Below are 15723 nucleotides of genomic sequence, written 5' to 3' on the forward strand. Positions count from 1 at the left end.
AAGCGCCTTAGGGCGCTTTTTTTATTTTATATTTTATGACTTTTTATAAACCAGCGGTCTATATAAGGGCGTCCAATTCCAACCATCCCCACAAAAACAAGCATTGTGCCGAGTTGCAGGCGTAGGTGAGTTAAATCAAGCTGACCATAACTTAAATAATTATCTGCTAAGCAATATATCGTAATCACAATGAGCCAGTGCCACAAAGGAAGTCGTTTAATACCAACAGCAATAAAGGTAATTGTTAAAATAACAAAGGTGCCAAGTGTAGATTGCCAATTCAAATTTGCACAAATCACACTTAGTAAAAAAGCGACAATAGGGAGTACGATCTTTAATATGCGATCTATCTGAAGTTGATTCTGTTTTTGCTTATCCAAGACTTCAAACAGTTCTTTTTGATCAGGTTGTTGCATACATGGCCCTATTCATCAGTGTTGACAAGTGATTGCATAAAATTTCAGGTAAAAATGCAATGTTATGATAGCATGATCAACAGTATTTTCAGTGATGGATGGCACTATGCAGGGCATCAGCGGCATTATCTATATTATTTTAGTGGCATGTTTACTGCCATACGTATTTACCGCAATTGCAAAAATTACAGGTGGTTTTCAGCCTGCCGATAATCAAAACCCGAGAGCTTTTTTTGCCAAAACAACTGGTCTGGCTGCTCGCGCTAATGCCGTACAACAAAATAGTTTTGAAAGCTTACCTTTATTCTTAACGGCTATTTTAATGGCCGAATATATGGTTGTTCCAGAATATTTTATTCTGAGATTAGGTTGGGCATATATTATTTTAAGAGTTATTTATGGGATCTGCTATTTAAGTAATTGGGCAACTTTACGCTCGATTGTCTGGTTCTTATCTATATTGTGTCCAATCTTCTTATTAGTGGTCACGATTAAACTGACTTGAGTGTCATTCTGTCATCATTCATATCAACTTTCGCGTGTGCGCATTGTATAATCGGCATCATTTTGATGATATCCACGCTATAATCGAGTGGATTTTACATCTGACTTCATAACGAAAGAGTATTGATATGAGTTACAGCGATATCCCAGCAGGTAAAGATGCCCCAAATGACATCTATGTCATCATTGAAATTCCTGCAAATGCAGCACCAATTAAATATGAAATCGACAAAGATTCTGATGCATTGTTTGTAGACCGTTTCATGGGCACAGCAATGTTCTATCCAGCGAACTATGGTTATGTTCCAAATACTTTGTCTGAAGATGGCGACCCGTTAGACGTACTTGTTGTAACTCCTCATCCTGTTGCTGCTGGTTCTGTAATTCGTTGCCGTCCAGTGGGCAAATTAAAAATGGAAGATGACGGTGGTATCGATGCGAAATTAATCGCTGTTCCACACGAAAAATTGTCTCCACTTTATAAAGACGTGAAGGAATATACAGATCTTCCTCCATTGTTGATTAGCCAAGTTGAGCATTTCTTCAGTCACTATAAAGATTTAGAACCTGGTAAGTGGGTAAAAATCAGTGGTTGGGAAGGTGCTGATGTTGCTAAAGCTGAAGTACTAAAAGCAATTGAAGCTGCTAAATAAGCTTTAATTGATAAGGCTCAGAGTTTCTTAATTGAGATTCTGAGCCTAATAAAAAACCTACATCTGTTGCCAGACGTAGGTTTTTTTATGCTTGATAGATCTATGAATTAGAATAATTTCACAGGAATATCAAGGAATAAACGCCATTCATTGGTGTCACCAATGTATGCACCTTGGTATGAGTCACTTGCACGGTAGTACGAGTTACGAATACGAAGACTTGCATCTTTAGCGAAACCGCTTTGAACAGTGTATTTCACTTGGTTAAAGAACTCACGTTCTTGAGCACTGTCAGTTACATTTCTAACTTTGATGTCCCAACCGTATACAAATGCAGTCGTCCAGTTTAAACCAGGTAATACACCTAACTTACCAAAATCAACGTTGTATTGAATTTGTGCTGATTTTTCATCGTTACCGATGAAGTCAGACAAATAAGAGTTCGGTAAATAGATACTTTGGCCACCGTCAGCATTACCACCGTAATCATAACCAACATTACCACTGTTTTGTTGGTATGCTAACATCACACTATGTGGACCAGTTGCATAAGTACCTGAAATTGCCCAAATGTTATTAGACTTTTCTTCACCTGCTATACCAGTTTTACCATAATCTGGTGCTACTGCTCCAGTAGCTGAGTAGGTATTCGCATTCGCATCGAATTTAGTGTGGTAGCCACTAAAATCGTAAGTTAATGAACTGTCATTCGCCAAAGGCTGTTTATAGTTTACATTTACATAATGGCGTTCAAGAGCATTTTTACTGTCTAGACCATAGTAAGATGCATTCAAGTTGTCATCAAATTTATATTTAGCACCCCAAACAATTGCACGGTCAAGATGACGACCATCTGTATTCACCTGATCAGAATATTGATCTTTAGTAAATTTACCAGCAATCACTTCTAAATTTTTAATTTCATGACTAGTTAACAAAGTACCCGTGAAATATTCAGGTACCAAACGTGCTGTGTTACTTGCTAGAACTGGTAAATCAAGTACTTGAGTACCGTAACGTACTGTTGTATTTGAGAAACGTGCTTTAACGTTAGCACCACCACGTGCCCAGTGATCATAAGAATCACCAGCACCTTTTGTTGGTACGCCATCATCATTGAGACCAGTTTCACGTGGAATCATGTTATTGCCAGCGTTTTTGTTTGCGCCGATTTTAAATGAACCATCGCCAACAACACCTACACCGAAACCGACAATACCAGGAGTAAAGCCAGAATCAATATTTACGATTGCTGTTTGAGCAAATGAACTGGTATCATCCACGCCATTTTTTTTGTCACGGCTGATGTAACCTGTACGGAAGAGAATAGAACCGTTCGCATCTTCAACAAATCCTTTTGCCTCACTTTGCTCACTTGCCTGAGCTGAGGAAATTATTGCCGCAGAAATGAGAACTGCTAATGTAAGTTTTTGTGCATTTAGCATATTTAAAGAACCTCATAAAAACGATAAATCCTGTGCCTTGTTATTGTTCAGGGCCTAGGATTTGAATCAATTGTATAAGTAATCTATAAAAAAGATATATTTTTGTTGATTTTATTTTATATATGCTATGCAGAAATTGATTAATGTGTTACTGGTTATTTAGTAAATTTACTATTAAGCTTTTATACTTAATGTATTGTTTAAAATAAAAAAAGTAATTTATTTTTTAGTGGATTTTTACCATTTATTTTATATTCCAAGCTCAAAAAATAGTTGAATCTTGTGTTCATTTTTTGCTCTTTTTTGTTGGATATGTTTACTTTTTAATCTTGTCTTAAGTTGATTTTTTTAACAGTTTATTTTCAATACCCTCTAAATTGTTACTATATAACATTATTTTTAATGCATGATGTGCAAAAAGAGATCACTATAATAAGCCAATCGAATTTAGTTGATTTGATCAAATTTAGTGCGATATTTTGCGTAAATTTTGTGCATTACTCTTTTTGCTCATATTATTGTTTAAAAAAGACCCAAAATAGTTCATAAGTTTCAAAACAGAAAAAAACGAAGAAATCTAATTAAAAGAAATGCCCATTCACAGACCATTACAAGCTCGGCCTTAAGAAATTTACGTAATTTTTATATCTCTTATTTAAGTTTAAATAGAAATTTTACATTGAGTAAATGGATACTGCTGACGTCGCTAATTTATTTCCGACAAGGTGTTTTCTCATGTTGCTCTTTTCTAATCGGATAGATGTATTATTTTATAATATTGTTTTTTATGAATATATTTTTGTAAAAATAAAATGGCATTTTTATTGTAGAGATATTTTGATTTCAATATTAATGATATGCAGCGAAGGGGAATATGGACTTGGCACAGCAATTGCTAAAGCTTAAGTAACACAATGTGTTTTATATACATAAATCGTGCATTCATTATGGGGGAGATCAAAATGATGAAATTTGCACTTAAGGCCTTAGGTCTTGGTATTTTCGCAGCTGGTTCAACCATGGCTATGGCTGAAGAAGCACCATCTTTTTATGGTATCACTGCAACAGGTAATGTAGCGGCAACTACAGACTACCGCTTCCGCGGTGTTACACAATCGTCAAATAACCCAGCCATTCAAGGTGGTTTTACTTTTTCTCATAAGTCAGGTGCTTATTTATCCCTCTGGGGCTCAAGCGTTGATTTTGGCGTAACTGGCAATTCAACAGAGACAGATGTCGCTTTGGGTTATACCAACACTTTAAAATTAACGGATACGCTTGCTCCTACTTATGATGTTGGTGTAATCCATTATGGCTATATTGGCTCTGGTCATAGTTTTGACCGTAATGGTATTGGTTATGATGGTAAAAATGGATTAGATTTTAATGAAGTTTACGGTAAATTAACTTTTGCTGATTCTTTATTTAAAGGTGATGCACTTAGTGTGGGTGTAAACTATTCAGATGACTACTGGGCTCATTCTAAGCAGTTCTGGTATTTTAATGTCGGTTATTCAGCACCAATTGCAGACACAGGATTTACTGGACTTGCATCAGTTGGCTATAACAAATTCAAAAATAAAGATGCTTTAGCCGTAGTTGCGGGTGGTCCAGGTAAAGACGATAGTTATATCGATTATAAAGTGGGTGTAAACCGTAACATCTTGGGTATTGTTGCTGAGCTAGATGTTGTGGGTACAGACATTAGTACTTCTGGTATGACCGATGCTCAGAAAAAACCGTATGACACAGGCTTAGTGTTTAGTTTAACTAAAACATTCTAAGTTTATGCGGTAAAAAAAAGCGGGTTTATTTACCCGCTTTTTTTATTAGTCCTATATTTGAGTAAGTAACTGTTTTAAGTGACTAAGCTCAACATCATTTGCTTTGATCAGAGGTTTACGTGGCGTACCCGCAGAAATACCTTTTAGCTGCAAACCTGCTTTAATCGTTTTAGGTAAACCACCGCTTACGATAAAGCGTAGTAGAGGAAGTTGCTGATAAAATGACTTGTGGGCTTGTTCTAATTCACCATTTTTTACATATTCAATGAGCTGTTGAGGTCTTTGACCTAATAGATTAGGTGCTGCTGTACACCAACCGCTAGCTCCTGCACATAAAGCTTCTAAAGCGAGAGGGTTGCAGCCGTTATAAAACGGGAGTTCTCCTTTTGATAGCTCATAAATTTGATGCATACGTTGAATATCACCGCTACTTTCTTTTACCATCGTAATGTTTGCAATGTTGTTAAACATACGCACGATTAACTCTGGAGACATATCAACACCACTGGTCGCAGGGTTGTTATAAATCATAATCGGCAAAGTCGTTGCTTGTGCAATTGACTGATAATATTCAAAAATCTCTTGATCTGTTAGCTTCCAATAAGATACGGGAATCACCATAAGTGCATCTGCACCATAGCTTTGCGCGATTTGGGCCTTTTTGATGGCTTGATCCGTCGTGAGTTCTGAAATTCCAATAATGACAGGTAAGCGTTTATTAATGCTTTCAATTGAAGTTTTGGCAACTAAGCACCACTCATCCCATTCAAGATAAGCGCTTTCACCTGTACTGCCTAAAGGTGCGATGGCATCACAGCCATTTTCGATAAGTAAATCGAGCATCTGCTTTAAAACAGCAATGTTAATAGTGTTGTCATCAGAAAATGGAGTAACAGGGTAGCCAATAATACCGTTTAGTTTCATGGTAGAAGTCTCTTTTTAAATACAGTCAGAATGTTTTTTCAAAGCTTTACGTGCGTAATAAGCAAAGTTCACTTTGTTGCGTTTGTCAGTAGATATCCAGTCATGAGCTTCTGTTGCTAAATCGTGGGGGATAGGCTGAATTTGTCCGGCAGACATCGCTAGCAGTTGCAATTGAGCTGCGCGTTCAATTAAAAGAGCCAAGTTACATGCTTCTTCAATGGTTTTTCCTGTGACCAGTTGACCATGGTGAGACAACAAAACAGCACGGTTTTTACCCAAAGCAGAAGAAATCAAAATACCTTCTTCATTGCCCACAGGAACACCCGGCCAATGGCCTACAAAAGAGCAATCTTCGTAAAGTGCGCAAACATCCATTTGAGAAATCATGAGCGGAATTTGAAGCATGGAAAGAGCTGCTACATGAGTCGGATGCGTATGGATAATGCAATTCACCTCTGGGTGTTCTTTATAAATCCATGTATGAAAACGATTGGCTGGGTTTGCCATTCCTTCTCGATTGATTGGTTCTAAATCTTGATTAACCTCAAGCAAGTTTGAGGCAGTAATTTCATCAAAGCCTAAACCAAAACGTTGAGTAATAAAGGAATCTTTATTTTCACTACGACATGTAATTTGGCCCGCTAAACCAGCATCATGGCCATGATCAAATAAAATACGACAAGTGAGTGCAAGCTTTTGGCGGTCAGTTAAATCTGAATCGCTAATCCACTTTTGCATGTCTTGCTGTGCATGTTGCATCAGATCTTGTTTGTTTACAGAAGCAGTCTTCATCTCTTCTCCAGTCCAGTTGACCAAATTAAGTAGGTGAAGGCAGAATAGAAAACAACTGGCTGAATCAATACATCCAGTTTTTACAAGTTAGATGGTCCAGATGGGGCGAATATGCTAAGACCTTGGCAAATACATTTTCGTATCGATGAAAGAGAAGAAAAAACAGTTTTTTTAAAACTGACCAACTTGATTAGTCAGGAGATTTTAAGTGGTCGCTTGGTGCAAGGGACTATGTTGCCCGGGTCTCGTAGCTTGTCAAAAGAATTGGGAATTAATAGAAAAACCGTACAAGCGGTATATGAAGAATTGGAGGCCCAAGGCTGGCTTGTGACTCGTCCTCGAAAAGGCACATTTGTGGCAGATATTTTGCCGGAAAAGCAGCTCCAAATAGACTCTGTAAATGAGCGAAAAGTTAATGATAAGCCAACTATTCAAGAAGCTGCTTTATATCCACACAACGATGGTGTGCCTGACCCAAGACTTATTCCCTATGAGTTATTTTCAAGAGCCTATCGGCATGCATTGATTAAAATTACCCAAAACCAGTACATGGGTTATGGAAACCCCCAAGGTATGATTGAGTTAAGACAAGCCTTACAAAAAATGTTGTCGATGGAACGTTTTATGAGTGTTGCCGAAGATGAGATTTGTATTGTACGTGGCAGCCAGATGGGAATTTTTCTTGCATCCCGTGCACTACCTAATCGACAGGGAGTGATTGTAGTTGAAGAGCTGTATTATCCCTCTGCTTTTAAAGCGTTTCAGTCAAATGGGTTTCAGGTCGTTTCTGTCAAATTAGATGAACAAGGTATTGTCATTGAGGATTTAGAACGGATTTTACAAGAACATTCTGTTGCTGCCATTTATACAACTCCGCATCATCAATATCCCACAACTGTCACGATGCCAATGAGTCGCCGTCTTCAGCTCTTAGAACTTTCAAAAAAATGGGGGTTTTATATTATTGAAGATGATTATGATCATGAATTCCACTATGACAGTCGGCCTATGCCACCCTTAGCGAGTTTGCCTCATTCTGAGCTGGTCATTCATGTTGGCTCATTATCTAAGGTTTTTGCACCCGGTATTCGCTTGGGATACATCGTGGCATCTGCATCAGTCATTCAATCCATTATCGAAGATATTTTATTGATTGATCGGCAAGGTAATAATATTACCGAACTTGCTTTAGCAGATTTAATGCAGCGCGGTGAAATCAAACGACACATTCGTAAAATGAAAAAAATATATCAGTTACGGCGTGACCATGCCTTAACTGAATTTAGCAGAGTTTTTTCAGGTGATGTCCAGATTCAACCTCCAGCAGGCGGAATGGCTTTATGGGTGAAATTCCAGAAATCTTTTACTAAAGAGCAAGCCTTAAAATTAGACGGACTCAACATGGATACAGAGCATAAGTTTAGACAGGATGATTCTTCTAATCGTTGTATTCGCTTTGGCTTTGCAGCTTTATCCGAGCAAGAAATCACTTCTTTAATCGAGAAGTTAAATGAGGTTCTTAATAAAAGAACAGCGGACTCATAATCCTTTGTTCTAATCTTAATGCTGATTATCTCTGATAAGACAGCGCTGTTGTAAGATGAGAGCTTTGAATTACATCACTTTGAGCCAAATCGACAATGGTCCGTGCTACTCGTAAACACGGTGATCAGCTTACTCTAATTGATCTTGATACTTTTGAATCTCTGAGACAAAGCTAAGCAGGAACGGTGTAATTTGTGACTTATATTCTTCAGTTTGTAGCATCTCAACAATTTGTTCAGGCGATTTGCTAAGAAGAGAGAAGCGTAAAAATAAATCTTCAAAAAAATTGCTACTCACTGTCGAAAGTACTCTTCTTAAAGAAACCAGCATATCGTCACCGCGGCTAGATGCATGAACTAGAACGATAGGCTTGTCTATGATTTCGGTGCGGGAAACCATCCAGTCAATTGCATTTTTAAGACCGCCTGGAATACAACGGATATATTCAGGACTTGAGATGATAATGCCATCTGAGGCAGAAACAGTTTTGATGAATTCTTCTACTACAGCAGGCGTTTTTTCTCCCTCATCATCCGGAGAAAAGACAGGCAAGGTATTAATTTGATCGAAAACTGAAAATTCAATACTGGACGGTGCTATATCTTTCATTGCTCGTAATAGCGCTGTATTTGTCGATGCCTCTCTTGCACTGCCAGATATAGCTAAAATTTTCATAGCATCCTCTTTGCCTTTTTATATAGGCAGTAATAAATTCTTTAATTAACAACTCATATAAATATTAAAAAACAGCGGACTCACGATCCGCTGTTTTTTCATTTGTTAACTATTTCCTCGATAGGATAATGCTTCTGTAAGGTGAGAGCTTTGAATCACTTCACTTTGAGCTAAATCGGCAATAGTACGAGCAACCCGTAAAACACGATGATAAGCGCGGGCCGATAAATTTAAACGTTGTTGAGCCATTTCAATCATTCGTTGAGAAGTACTATCAAGTACAGCATGTTGTTCTAGCTGTTTCGGCGAAAGCGCTTGATTTAAACAATTTTGTCTTTGCATTTGTTGTTCATAAGCATAAATCACACGTTGTCGAACACTACTCGAATCTTCAACGGGCGTTGGATCTTGTAGCTCTTGGGCCTTTAACGGTGGCACATCAATATGTAAATCGATACGGTCAAGTAAAGGTCCTGATATACGGTTTTGATAGCGCTTAATACTCTCAGGTGAACACTGACAACGACTATCTTGATTAAATGCATAACCACATGGACATGGGTTCATTGCTGCAATCAGTTGGAAGTTAGCCGGATAAGTAATTTGCCGAGCTGCTCGTGAAATAATGATTTCTTTTGACTCAAGCGGCTGGCGTAAGACTTCTAATACTTTTCTATCAAACTCGGGGAGCTCATCTAAAAAAAGTACACCTAAGTGCGATAATGTAATTTCGCCCGGTTTAGGGTGAGAACCGCCCCCAACGAGTGCAATCGCTGATGCTGTATGATGGGGCGCTCGAAATGGTCGCTGACCAAAAGTATGTGATGTATTTGAAATAGAGTAAATGCTAGCAACTTCAAGCGTTTCTTGATTAGATAGAGGCGGTAAAATTGAAGGAAGCCTTGAGGCGAGTAAAGTTTTACCTGTGCCGGGTGGTCCTTTAAAAAGTAAGGAGTGCCCCCCAGCAGCAGCAATTTCAAGTGCACGGCGTGGGCGTAACTGACCTTTTACATCTGCAAGGTCAAATTTATAAGGCATTTGGTTTGAAGTGGCCGTAGGCTCAACCGAAGATAGAGACTTTGTGCCCAAAAAATGTTCACAGACTTCTTTTAAGTGACTCACTGGATAACATTTAAAGTCAGGTAAGTGGCTAATATCCTGACTATTATCAATCGGAAAAAGCATTTTATGCTTGGCTTGTTGACAAGCCATTGCCAAAGTTAAAGTACCTGACACTGGCCTTACATGACCATCAAGTGCTAACTCTCCAATAAATTCAAAATCTTCGGCACAGTTTTCTGGGAGCTGGCCAGAGGCAATTAAAATACCTAAAGCAATTGGTAAATCTAGACGTGAACCATCTTTGGGCAAATCTGCTGGTGCAAGATTAATGGTTAGTCGTTTAGTCGGAAATTGAAATCCACTGTTAATAATCGCCGAGCGAACCCGGTCTTTACTTTCTCTTACTGCCGCTTCGGCTAGGCCTACAATGGTAAGAGAAGGTAAGCCTTGACTTACATGTACCTCTACTTCAATGAGAGGTGCATGTAAACCCAAAAGTCCCCGTGTATAAATTTTAGAAAAAGACATCTTGTTGTTCCATTATGGTGCTTCATTTTTAATCGTTGTAAAGTATAAGTGCGCTACATTGGTGCTTATTTTTTATTCTTTAAAGTTTCTTCTAATAGTTCCACTTGTTTTTGTAGCTCTGCTAAACGTTGGTTGGCTGATTGCAGTGCGGTCTTTTGGCGGTCAATTTCTTGTCTGGAAACAAGATCTAACTTTTCGACTGCTTCATTTAATAATGCACGTAAATTTTTTTCCAAATCTTTTTTAGGCTCATCAATTTGTTCCAGAATGGCCTGTAATAAAGTTTCTAGCATGAAATATCCAAAGTGTTGTATTACCTTATGGTTTACAGTTTACCACTGCTTGAAGGTGGGATATAGGTTTCAATTCTTTTAGTACAAATAGAACATTAAATCAGCATGTAAACATACTGAAAATTCATTTTATTTTTAATAGCTCATCTACATCTTGATCACTAAATAGGTTATAAAGAAAGTTCATGCAATAGATTCATTTCCCTCAACCTTTGAAATATTGGCATGAAAATTGAACATAAAACCTTACTGGTGAAAAGAAGCCGAAGGAAACAAACATGAAGCTTGTAACTGCAATTGTAAAACCGTTTAAATTGGATGATGTGCGTGAAGCGCTCTCTGACATTGGTGTACAAGGGATTACCGTAACTGAAGTTAAAGGTTTTGGTCGTCAAAAAGGACATACAGAACTCTACCGTGGCGCGGAGTATGTGGTTGATTTCTTACCTAAAGTAAAAATCGAAATTGCGATTAGTGATGAAATGGTGGACGCGGTAATTGAATCAATTACACGTGTAGCAAGCACAGGAAAAATTGGCGATGGTAAGATTTTTGTGACTAACCTGGAACAAGTAATCCGTATCCGTACGGGTGAAACTGGACCAGATGCTGTCTAATTGGCACAAAGCTTGCTGAGTAGAAAATAACTCGCAAATGAGGTTGGGGGACACGAATGAAAAAAATGCTTATGGCGCTGAGTCTATCAGGCGCTCTTTTGGGTGGTACTGCCGTTTGGGCAGAAGAAGCTGTAACAACGCCTACATCGGAAGTTGCGGCTACATCAACATCTCAAGCTACTGCAACCACTGCAGAAGCATCAGTTGCTGAAACTCCAGCACCGACACCTACTCTTGATACGGGTGATACCTCTTGGATTTTAGTTTCAACCGCATTGGTTCTATTAATGACCATTCCGGGATTGGCACTATTTTACGGCGGTATGGTACGTAAGAAAAATGTACTCAGTACTATGATGTTCAGCCTTTCAGCTGCAATCTTAGTAAGTTTGCTGTGGGTGATTGCTGGTTATTCAATCGCGTTCTCTGGCACAGGTGCATTTTTTGGTGATTTGTCTAAAGCAATGCTAAATGGAGTCGCGTTTGATGCATTGAGTGGGACAATTCCTGAAAGTCTCTTTGTTATTTTCCAAATGACCTTTGCCATTATTACAGTTGCAATTCTAAGTGGTTCTATTGCAGACCGCATGAAGTATTCAGCTTTCATGGTGTTTATTGCAGTTTGGGTACTCGTAGTCTATGCACCAATTACCCACTGGGTTTGGGCGGCAGATGGTTGGTTATTTAAAGCAGGCGCATTAGATTTTGCTGGTGGTACAGTTGTACATATCAACTCAGGTGTTGCAGGTCTCGTTGCGGCTTACATGCTTGGAAAACGTATTGGTTTGGGCCGTGAATCTATGGCTCCGCATAACTTGACTCTAACTGTAGTCGGTGCAAGCTTACTTTGGGTAGGTTGGTTTGGCTTTAACGGTGGTAGTGCTTTAGGTGCTGGCGCTCGTGCAAGCATGGCAATTTTAGTGACTCAAGTTGCTGCCGCTGCTGCTGCGTTCTCTTGGTTAGTTGTTGAACGTATGATTCGCGGTAAAGCTTCTGTATTAGGTGGTGCCTCTGGTGCTGTCGCTGGTTTGGTTGTGATTACACCAGCAGCAGGTTTCGTCGGTGTAGGCGGTGCTTTAGTCATGGGCCTTATCGGTGGCGTAGTGTGCTTCTGGGGTATTACTGCACTTAAACGCTTACTTAAAGCTGATGATGCTTTGGATGCATTTGGTTTACATGCTGTAGGTGGTATTGTCGGTGCGATTTTAACTGGCGTATTTTACAGTGATGAAATTATTAAAGCAGCCAACGTTACCTTAGCTCCAACCTTCGCTGGTCAATTATGGGTACAAGTTGAAGGCGTATTGGCAACCATGGTTTACAGTGGTGTAGCGACTTTTGTAATTCTTAAAGTGATTGATCTTGTGATTGGTATCCGTGTTAACGCTGATGATGAACGCATGGGTCTGGATTTAAGCCAACATGGCGAACGTATTGAATAATTCGTAATATATCTGCTGTCTTAAAAGAACAGTCTTGCGCTGTGATCAAAGAGTTGCTTTGATCTTGCTCAGGACTGTTTTTTTGTCTCATAGAATGCTGGTTCTGTAAGTGTAGAAATTTTGCTACACTAGGTCAAAGTAATCGACCCTATAAATCCGCTATGCATTGTCCATTTTGCAACGCCGCAGATAGTAAAGTCATCGATTCACGTTTAGCCGCCGAAGGCTGTCAGATTCGTCGACGTCGTGAGTGTGTAAGTTGCGGTGAACGTTTTACCACTTTTGAAAGCTATGAAGTGGTGATGCCCCGTGTGATCAAATCGAATGGAAAGAATGAACCTTTCGATGAGGCCAAGCTACGCCGTTCGTTAATGCATGCATTGCAAAAACGTCCGGTCACCCAAGAACAGATAGAAACTGTTTTAAGTGATATCCAATTGCAGATTCGCCGTTTAGGTGAGCGTGACGTGAAGTCTAGAACAATTGGTGAAGTCGTCATGCAATCTCTATTTGCACTCGACCATGTCGCTTATGTTCGATTTGCTTCTGTTTATCAAGATTTTCAGGATGTTGAAGCTTTTCGCCGTCAAATTGAGCAAATGCAGCAACGTGAACAATAATTATTTGAGATTTTTATGTCTGAGTTGAAAAAAGATCAATATTGGATGCAACAAGCTATTGAACTTGCCAAACGAGGTCTATATTCGACTAAGCCTAATCCAAATGTTGGTTGTGTCATTGTCAAAGATGATCAGTTAATCGGTGAGGGCTTTCATCCTAAAGCAGGTCAACCACACGCAGAGGTTTTTGCCTTACGTCAGGCAGCTGAGCAGGCTCAAGGTGCAACAGCATATGTGACGCTTGAGCCATGTGCACATTATGGGAGAACTCCTCCTTGTGCCGAAGCACTGGTTAAGGCACAGGTTAAAAAGGTGGTTGTGGCATGTCCTGATCCAAACCCACTTGTTGCGGGTAAGGGTGTTCAGATTCTGAAAAATGCCGGAATTGAAGTAGAAGTTGGCATTTGTGAAGATTTGGCAGAAAAATTAAACCAAGGTTTCTTAAAGGCGATGTCTACGGGCATGCCTTATGTACGCTTAAAAGTAGCTTCAAGCTTAGATGGCCGTACTGCAATGGCATCTGGTGAATCGAAGTGGATTACCGGTGCAGTTGCGCGTCAAGATGTACAGCATTGGCGTGCCATTTCAGGAGCAGTGATTACAGGGATTGATACTGTGATTGCAGATGACTGTCAGCTTAATGTACGAAGTCTGGACAGTGTTGATATTGAGACAATTGCACAGCCAAAACGGATTATTTTAGACCGCCAAGGTCGTCTGCCGCTTGCTGCTAAAATTTTAGAAAACCCTGAAACTGTGATGGTGATGGGGCCATATCGTCAAGAACTTGCTGATTTAGGCGTGATACAATTAGAAATTCAGCCTTTAAAAGTGTTGTTACAGACCCTATCTAAGCAATATCAAATTTATGATGTATTGGTAGAAGCCGGTGCAACATTATCTACTGCCTTTTTACAAGAAGGTTTGGTAGATGAGTTGATCAGTTATATTGCCCCGACATTATTGGGGAAAAGTGCAAGAGCCATGTTCAATGCAGAGTTTGAATATATGGCACAACAACTTCGTTTTACACTTCTTGATGTGACACAACTTGATCAAGATATACGCTTAAGGTTAATCCCTACGCAAGAGAAAGTATGAATCCAGAGCCTTCGGTTTATCACAAACGTCGTCATGCAGCCCGTACGACAGACGAATATCTTTTCCATCAGCTTGTTCCTTACTTGGGTAATAAGCGCCGATTGCTCCATCTAATTTTAGAAGCCCTTGAAATTACAGGGACGCTGAATAGCAAGAAAAAGAATCCTCCGATTTTTGCCGATTTCTTTGCCGGCAGTGGCGTAGTATCTCGTTTGGCGCGTCAAAATGGTTACCGAGTGATTGCGAATGACTGGGAACCTTATAGCCATGCGTTAAATCATGCGATTTTAGCTTGTATTGATGCACCTGCTTTTAAAGAGCTGGGTGGTTATCAGAAGGCAATCGATTATTTAAATCGCTTACCTGAAGTTAAAGGCTGGGTAACGCATAATCTTTGCCCACGTAATGATGATATTTATGATCCAGCTCGTGACCGTTTGTTCTTTAAACGCCGTAATGGTATGCGTATTGATGCGATTCGCCAGCAGATTGCAACATGGCAATCTCAAGGCGCAATTAATGATGTAGAGATGAGTGCATTGCTCGCGCCTTTGCTCTATTCAGCAAGTTTTGTTAGTAACACCAGTGGCGTATTTAAAAGCTTCCACCAAGGGTGGGGCGGACGTACACAAACTGCGTTAGAACGAATTGAATCATTACTTTGGTTAACACCGAGCCGTTTTTGCGAGATTGGTGACCGTAAACGTCCCGCTGCTGAAATGTGGTGTGTAGATTCACAGCATCTAGCAAATCAAATGAGTGGTTTTGAAGTGGATGTTGCCTATCTCGATCCACCGTATAACCAGCATGCATATAGCAGTAATTACCATGTTTTGAATGCATTAACTTTATGGGATCAGGTCGATTTACCTTCACCAGATACAAAAGGTTATAAGAGCGGAATTGATAGAGCTTGGCGTAAAGAGCGTCCAAGCCCATATAACTCTTCTAAATATGCGAAAGATGCGTATGAAAAACTACTTTCAACCATCAATGCCCGCTATATTCTGACCAGTTATTCAACTGATGGTAATATCGAGCCGAAAGATTTGCTGATGGCCAATCTGGAGCGGGGCAAAGTGACCTTGTTAACACAAGATGTTCCACGCTATCGAGTGAGTAAACAACGACAGTCTGAACGTGCACGCGTGCTTGAATTTATTGTGATTACTGATACTCATGCCAAGTCAGGACCACCATTACGTCAGTTATTAGGCCAGCTTTACCACTTCGCCGAGCTAGGTGGTGTAGATACCTCAGGTAATAGCACACAGCTCGCACTTTGGTAAGCGCTGCAATTTAAGCAGTGTAAAAAGATTTGG

Annotated in this window: 17 protein-coding genes and 1 pseudogene; 10 read left to right on the plus strand and 8 right to left on the minus strand. The window is 39.6% G+C overall.

The features are described from left to right. Positions 1-26 precede the first annotated feature (26 nt). Positions 27-416: a hypothetical protein gene (locus ACPF64_RS05365; protein WP_005037366.1), complete on the minus strand. Its 390-nt coding sequence runs from the start codon at positions 414-416 to the stop codon at positions 27-29. 106 nt (positions 417-522) lie between these two features. Here ACPF64_RS05365 and ACPF64_RS05370 point away from each other — a divergent pair, with 106 nt between their 5' ends. Both ACPF64_RS05370 and ppa read left to right on the plus strand, forming a co-directional pair. Continuing rightward, positions 523-921: an MAPEG family protein gene (locus tag ACPF64_RS05370; RefSeq protein WP_426455767.1), complete on the plus strand. Its 399-nt coding sequence runs from the start codon at positions 523-525 to the stop codon at positions 919-921. A 127-nt stretch (positions 922-1048) separates the two neighbouring features. Further along, positions 1049-1573 carry an inorganic diphosphatase gene (gene ppa / locus ACPF64_RS05375; RefSeq protein ID WP_003654399.1) on the plus strand — a complete coding sequence of 175 codons (525 nt, stop codon included), beginning with the start codon at positions 1049-1051 and terminating at the stop codon, positions 1571-1573. Positions 1574-1680: 107 nt separating this feature from the next. On the opposite strand, the gene ACPF64_RS05380 is transcribed toward ppa, so the two are convergent. Then, complete coding sequence (locus ACPF64_RS05380) at positions 1681-3018, minus strand: OprD family outer membrane porin (RefSeq protein WP_151826333.1); 1338 nt, start codon at positions 3016-3018, stop codon at positions 1681-1683. 735 nt (positions 3019-3753) lie between these two features. Between ACPF64_RS05380 and ACPF64_RS05385 the strand changes: the two genes are divergently transcribed. Both ACPF64_RS05385 and ACPF64_RS05390 read left to right on the plus strand, forming a co-directional pair. Then, positions 3754-3924 (plus strand): hypothetical protein, encoded by a 171-nt coding sequence (locus ACPF64_RS05385; protein ID WP_171056787.1) that lies wholly within the window; start codon positions 3754-3756, stop codon positions 3922-3924. A 56-nt stretch (positions 3925-3980) separates the two neighbouring features. Continuing rightward, positions 3981-4802 (plus strand): TorF family putative porin, encoded by an 822-nt coding sequence (locus tag ACPF64_RS05390; RefSeq protein ID WP_198079157.1) that lies wholly within the window; start codon positions 3981-3983, stop codon positions 4800-4802. A gap of 51 nt (positions 4803-4853) precedes the next feature. Here ACPF64_RS05390 and ACPF64_RS05395 read toward each other — a convergent pair whose 3' ends face one another. Both ACPF64_RS05395 and ACPF64_RS05400 read right to left on the minus strand, forming a co-directional pair. Further along, complete coding sequence (locus tag ACPF64_RS05395) at positions 4854-5726, minus strand: dihydrodipicolinate synthase family protein (RefSeq protein ID WP_426455768.1); 873 nt, start codon at positions 5724-5726, stop codon at positions 4854-4856. Between the two features lie 15 nt (positions 5727-5741). Then, a complete protein-coding gene (locus ACPF64_RS05400) occupies positions 5742-6518 on the minus strand; it encodes an aldolase (RefSeq protein WP_426455769.1) in 777 nt (258 codons plus the stop codon). Positions 6519-6629: 111 nt separating this feature from the next. Between ACPF64_RS05400 and ACPF64_RS05405 the strand changes: the two genes are divergently transcribed. Further along, positions 6630-8063, plus strand: a complete 1434-nt coding sequence (locus tag ACPF64_RS05405; RefSeq protein ID WP_426455770.1) for a PLP-dependent aminotransferase family protein — start codon at positions 6630-6632, stop codon at positions 8061-8063. A 25-nt stretch (positions 8064-8088) separates the two neighbouring features. Here the strand turns inward: ACPF64_RS05405 and ACPF64_RS05410 are convergent. From ACPF64_RS05410 to ACPF64_RS05425, 4 genes and pseudogenes are all read right to left on the minus strand, one after another. After that, positions 8089-8178 (minus strand): annotated as a pseudogene (locus ACPF64_RS05410) (ATP-binding protein); the annotation flags it as partial. 14 nt (positions 8179-8192) lie between these two features. Continuing rightward, complete coding sequence (locus ACPF64_RS05415) at positions 8193-8738, minus strand: NADPH-dependent FMN reductase (protein ID WP_426455771.1); 546 nt, start codon at positions 8736-8738, stop codon at positions 8193-8195. A 105-nt stretch (positions 8739-8843) separates the two neighbouring features. Continuing rightward, entirely contained in the window at positions 8844-10328 is a 1485-nt protein-coding gene (locus ACPF64_RS05420; RefSeq protein ID WP_426455772.1) for a YifB family Mg chelatase-like AAA ATPase, read from the minus strand. A 65-nt stretch (positions 10329-10393) separates the two neighbouring features. Then, positions 10394-10621: an accessory factor UbiK family protein gene (locus tag ACPF64_RS05425; protein WP_003654412.1), complete on the minus strand. Its 228-nt coding sequence runs from the start codon at positions 10619-10621 to the stop codon at positions 10394-10396. 278 nt (positions 10622-10899) lie between these two features. Here ACPF64_RS05425 and glnK point away from each other — a divergent pair, with 278 nt between their 5' ends. From glnK to ACPF64_RS05450, 5 genes are all read left to right on the plus strand, one after another. Further along, the gene (glnK, locus tag ACPF64_RS05430) at positions 10900-11238 is read left to right on the plus strand and encodes a P-II family nitrogen regulator (RefSeq protein WP_000780326.1); all 339 of its coding nucleotides are present in this window, start codon (positions 10900-10902) and stop codon (positions 11236-11238) included. Positions 11239-11294: 56 nt separating this feature from the next. Further along, a complete protein-coding gene (locus ACPF64_RS05435) occupies positions 11295-12680 on the plus strand; it encodes an ammonium transporter (protein ID WP_426455773.1) in 1386 nt (461 codons plus the stop codon). Positions 12681-12841: 161 nt separating this feature from the next. Then, positions 12842-13300, plus strand: coding sequence for a transcriptional regulator NrdR (gene nrdR / locus ACPF64_RS05440; RefSeq protein ID WP_003654416.1), 459 nt, complete (start codon positions 12842-12844; stop codon positions 13298-13300). Positions 13301-13315: 15 nt separating this feature from the next. Beyond that, on the plus strand, positions 13316-14401 hold the full coding sequence (gene ribD / locus ACPF64_RS05445; RefSeq protein WP_005045235.1) for a bifunctional diaminohydroxyphosphoribosylaminopyrimidine deaminase/5-amino-6-(5-phosphoribosylamino)uracil reductase RibD: 1086 nt from the start codon (positions 13316-13318) through the stop codon (positions 14399-14401). Further along, a complete protein-coding gene (locus ACPF64_RS05450; RefSeq protein WP_003654420.1) occupies positions 14398-15690 on the plus strand; it encodes a DNA adenine methylase in 1293 nt (430 codons plus the stop codon). The genes ribD and ACPF64_RS05450 overlap by 4 nt, the downstream gene beginning before the upstream one ends. The last annotated feature ends 33 nt before the right edge of the window (positions 15691-15723 follow it).

The sequence above is a fragment of the Acinetobacter sp. KB005 genome, from assembly GCF_049949095.1.
Classification (GTDB): Bacteria; Pseudomonadota; Gammaproteobacteria; order Pseudomonadales; family Moraxellaceae; genus Acinetobacter; species Acinetobacter calcoaceticus.

What these genes read in the sequence shown, in the direction of transcription:
- ACPF64_RS05365 (WP_005037366.1), bottom strand. Translation starts at nt 416, where the DNA reads ATGCAACAACCTGATCAAAAAGAACTGTTTGAAGTCTTGGATAAGCAA.
- ACPF64_RS05370 (WP_426455767.1), top strand. Translation starts at nt 523, where the DNA reads ATGCAGGGCATCAGCGGCATTATCTATATTATTTTAGTGGCATGTTTA.
- ppa (WP_003654399.1), top strand. Translation starts at nt 1,049, where the DNA reads ATGAGTTACAGCGATATCCCAGCAGGTAAAGATGCCCCAAATGACATC.
- ACPF64_RS05380 (WP_151826333.1), bottom strand. Translation starts at nt 3,018, where the DNA reads ATGCTAAATGCACAAAAACTTACATTAGCAGTTCTCATTTCTGCGGCA.
- ACPF64_RS05385 (WP_171056787.1), top strand. Translation starts at nt 3,754, where the DNA reads ATGTTGCTCTTTTCTAATCGGATAGATGTATTATTTTATAATATTGTT.
- ACPF64_RS05390 (WP_198079157.1), top strand. Translation starts at nt 3,981, where the DNA reads ATGATGAAATTTGCACTTAAGGCCTTAGGTCTTGGTATTTTCGCAGCT.
- ACPF64_RS05395 (WP_426455768.1), bottom strand. Translation starts at nt 5,726, where the DNA reads ATGAAACTAAACGGTATTATTGGCTACCCTGTTACTCCATTTTCTGAT.
- ACPF64_RS05400 (WP_426455769.1), bottom strand. Translation starts at nt 6,518, where the DNA reads ATGAAGACTGCTTCTGTAAACAAACAAGATCTGATGCAACATGCACAG.
- ACPF64_RS05405 (WP_426455770.1), top strand. Translation starts at nt 6,630, where the DNA reads ATGCTAAGACCTTGGCAAATACATTTTCGTATCGATGAAAGAGAAGAA.
- ACPF64_RS05415 (WP_426455771.1), bottom strand. Translation starts at nt 8,738, where the DNA reads ATGAAAATTTTAGCTATATCTGGCAGTGCAAGAGAGGCATCGACAAAT.
- ACPF64_RS05420 (WP_426455772.1), bottom strand. Translation starts at nt 10,328, where the DNA reads ATGTCTTTTTCTAAAATTTATACACGGGGACTTTTGGGTTTACATGCA.
- ACPF64_RS05425 (WP_003654412.1), bottom strand. Translation starts at nt 10,621, where the DNA reads ATGCTAGAAACTTTATTACAGGCCATTCTGGAACAAATTGATGAGCCT.
- glnK (WP_000780326.1), top strand. Translation starts at nt 10,900, where the DNA reads ATGAAGCTTGTAACTGCAATTGTAAAACCGTTTAAATTGGATGATGTG.
- ACPF64_RS05435 (WP_426455773.1), top strand. Translation starts at nt 11,295, where the DNA reads ATGAAAAAAATGCTTATGGCGCTGAGTCTATCAGGCGCTCTTTTGGGT.
- nrdR (WP_003654416.1), top strand. Translation starts at nt 12,842, where the DNA reads ATGCATTGTCCATTTTGCAACGCCGCAGATAGTAAAGTCATCGATTCA.
- ribD (WP_005045235.1), top strand. Translation starts at nt 13,316, where the DNA reads ATGTCTGAGTTGAAAAAAGATCAATATTGGATGCAACAAGCTATTGAA.
- ACPF64_RS05450 (WP_003654420.1), top strand. Translation starts at nt 14,398, where the DNA reads ATGAATCCAGAGCCTTCGGTTTATCACAAACGTCGTCATGCAGCCCGT.